A 3,203-nucleotide genomic window follows, 5' to 3' on the forward strand; every position below is an offset into this window, starting at 1 on the left:
CCCCCCCCCCCGCCGGGGCTGACACTCAGACTGCGCGCCCGCAGCGATATCGGTTTCAGCGCGCCGCATAGCGCCGCCTAGACTCCCGCGGGTGTCCGCACCGAATTCCAGCTTCGACCCGGTCGAGGTCAGCGCGCTCCAGCCCGAGGCGATCGCGCAGGCCTTGAATGACGCCCTCGAGGCCATCGGTGCCGCCGTGGACCTGGACCAGCTCAGGGCGGTGCGGACCCAGGTAGCCGGCGACCGGTCCCCGCTGGCGCTGGCCAACCGGGAGATCGGTGCCCTGCCGCCCGCGGCCAAGGCTGAGGCGGGCAAGCGGGTCGGGGAGGCGCGTGGCCGGCTCAACGCCGCGCTGACGGCCCGCCAGAGTGCGCTGGAGGAGGAGCGGGACGCCCGCGTCCTGATCACCGAGGCCGTGGACGTGACGTTGCCTACGGCGCGCCGGCCCCGCGGGGCCCGGCACCCCCTGACGACCACTCAGGAGTACCTGGCCGACGTCTTCGTCGCGATGGGCTACGAGATCGCCGAAGGCCCGGAGATCGAGACCGAGTGGTTCAACTTCGACGCCCTGAACATCGGCCCGGACCACCCCGCCCGTTCGATGATGGACACCTTCTTCATCGACCCGCCGGAGCAGGGCCTGGTGCTGCGGACGCACACCTCGCCGACCCAGATCCGGGCGCTGATGGGCCGCGAACTTCCCGTGTACGTCGTGCACCCGGGCCGGGTGTTCCGCACCGATGAGCTCGACGCCACCCACACCCCGGTCTTCCACCAGATCGAGGGCCTGGCCGTCGATGAGGGCATCACGATGGCGCACCTCAAGGGGACACTCGATCACCTGGCCTCGACGCTGTTCGGGGCCGGCACCCTGACCCGGTGGCGGCCCTCGTACTTCCCCTTCACCGAGCCGAGCGCGGAGTTCGACCTGCAGTGCTTCGTCTGCCGCGGCAATTCCGTCATCCGCAACGCGGCAGATCCTGATTTCTTTGGTCCGTGCCGCACTTGCCGGTCCGAGGGCTGGATCGAGTGGGGTGGCTGCGGCATGGTCAACCCGCGGGTGCTGGTCGCCTGCGGCGTGGACCCCGAGCGCTACTCCGGCTTCGCCTTCGGCATGGGCATCGAGCGGACCGTCATGTTCAGGAACAATGCAGAGGACATGAGAGACATGGTCGAGGGCGACGTTCGGTTCTCCCTGCCGTTCGGGGCGGACTCGTGAACCGGAGCGCTCTCGCGGGAAGCAACGCCGAGGACTTGCGCACAGCGACATCCCAGAGCGCGGTCGAGGGCGACGTGCGCTTCTCCCTGCGGTTCGGGGCGGACGCCTGATGCGTGCGCCGTTGTCCTGGATTCGCGAACTTGTTCCCGCCCTGCCGGCGGAGGTGACGGGTCGTGAGGTCGCGGAGCGGATCATCGCGGCCGGCCTCGAGGTGGAGACCGTCGACCCGGGCGCGCCGGGGCTCTCCGGCCCGCTGGTGACCGGCCGCGTGCTCTCGATCGAAGAGTTGCGCGAGACGCAGAAGCTGAAGAAGGACGTCCGGTACTGCCGCGTCGACGTCGGGCCCGAGCACAACGAGACCGACGGCGACGGCGCGGGCAGCCGCGGCATCGTCTGCGGCGCGCGCAACTTCGCCGTCGGCGACGTCGTCGTCGTCGCCCTGCCCGGTGCGGTGCTGCCCGGCAACTTCGAGATCGCCGCCCGCAAGACCTACGGCAACGTCTCGGACGGAATGATCTGCTCCGAGCGTGAGCTCGGCAAGCCCGACGGCGACCTCGCCGGGATCATCGTGCTCGGCCCGGACACGACAGTGGGTGCTGACGCCAAGACCGTGCTCGGCCTGGACGACGAGGTCCTCGACATCGCCGTCACCCCCGACCGGGGCTACGCGCTGTCCGTCCGCGGCATCGCCCGTGAGGTCGCCACCGCCTACGACGTCGAGTTCGTCGACCCGGCGGCGCGCGGCGCCGCGACGGCCGGCGAAGGCGGTCAGGACTGGGAGATCCGCCTCGAGGACCCCAGCTGCGACCGGTTCAACGCGCTCGCGATCAACGGCATCGATCCGTCCGCGCCGTCCCCGGACTGGCTGCGCCGCCGGCTGCAGCAGTGCGGGATGCGGCCGATCTCGTTGGCCGTCGACATCTCGAATTACGTGATGCTCGAGCTCGGCCAGCCCACGCACGCCTATGACCTCGCGAAGCTGCGCGGGCCGATCGTGGTCCGCCGGGCCCGGGCGGGGGAGAAGATCGAGACCCTCGACGGCGCCACCCGCGACCTGGACGCCGAGGATCTGCTGATCACCGACGACTCCGGCCCGATCGGCCTGGCCGGGGTGATGGGCGGCGCGAGCACCGAGATCTCCGACACCACCACCGGTGTGCTCCTCGAGGCCGCGCACTTCGACCCGGTGGCGATCTCCCGGGCCGCCCGTCGGCACAAGCTCCCCTCAGAAGCCTCCCGACGCTTCGAGCGCGGCGTGGACCCTGCCCTGGGTCCGGTGGCGGCGTTGCGGTTCGCGCAGTTGCTCACCGAGCTCGGCGGCGGCACCGTAGCGGCGACCGGCACCGACGCCGGCGGGCTGCCGTCGCCCAGGACCATTACCCTCGACCCGGCCTATCCCGGCCGGCTGGCCGGTCGCGACCTGGACGAGGCGACGGTGTTGCGCCGGCTCGCGCAGGTGGGCGCGAGCGCGAGCGTGGCGGCAGGCACCTTGACTGTCATCGCCCCGACCTGGCGGCCCGACCTGACCGACCCGGCTGACGTCGCCGAAGAGGTCATCCGCCTCGAGGGTTACGACTCGGTGCCCTCGGTACTCCCCAAAGCGCCGGCCGGTCGTGGTCTGACGGAGGCTCAGCTTCAGCGCCGCCGGGTCGGGCGCGCGCTCGCCGGCGCCGGTCTGGTCGAGGTGCTCTGCTACCCCTTCGTCGCTCCCGGCCTGTGGGACCAGCTCGGCGTGACCGCCGACGACGCCCGGCGGCACGGGCTGCGGCTCGCGAATCCCATGTCCGAAGCCGAGCCGGAGATGCGAACTGCACTGCTGCCGGGCCTGTTGGGCGCGCTCCAGCGCAACCTCAAGCGCGGCACCTCCGACGTCGCGCTCTACGAGACCGGTCGGGTGTTCCTGCCGACGGCGGGCGCGCCGCCCGCGCCGCGTCCGCCGGTGACCCGCCGCGCCACCGCGGAGGAGCTCGCGGCCACCGAAGCC

Annotated in this window: 2 protein-coding genes; both read left to right on the plus strand. The window is 71.8% G+C overall.

All coding sequences use genetic code 11. The features are described from left to right. Positions 1-91 precede the first annotated feature (91 nt). A complete protein-coding gene (gene pheS / locus H0X00_RS22900) occupies positions 92-1,219 on the plus strand; it encodes a phenylalanine--tRNA ligase subunit alpha (RefSeq protein WP_293775100.1) in 1,128 nt (375 codons plus the stop codon). Between the two features lie 109 nt (positions 1,220-1,328). Continuing rightward, a partial coding sequence (gene pheT / locus H0X00_RS22905) for a phenylalanine--tRNA ligase subunit beta (RefSeq protein WP_293775102.1) occupies positions 1,329-3,203 on the plus strand: 1,875 nt, incomplete at its 3' end.

This window comes from Sporichthya sp. (genome assembly GCF_013815995.1).
Lineage (GTDB): Bacteria > Actinomycetota > Actinomycetes > Sporichthyales > Sporichthyaceae > Sporichthya.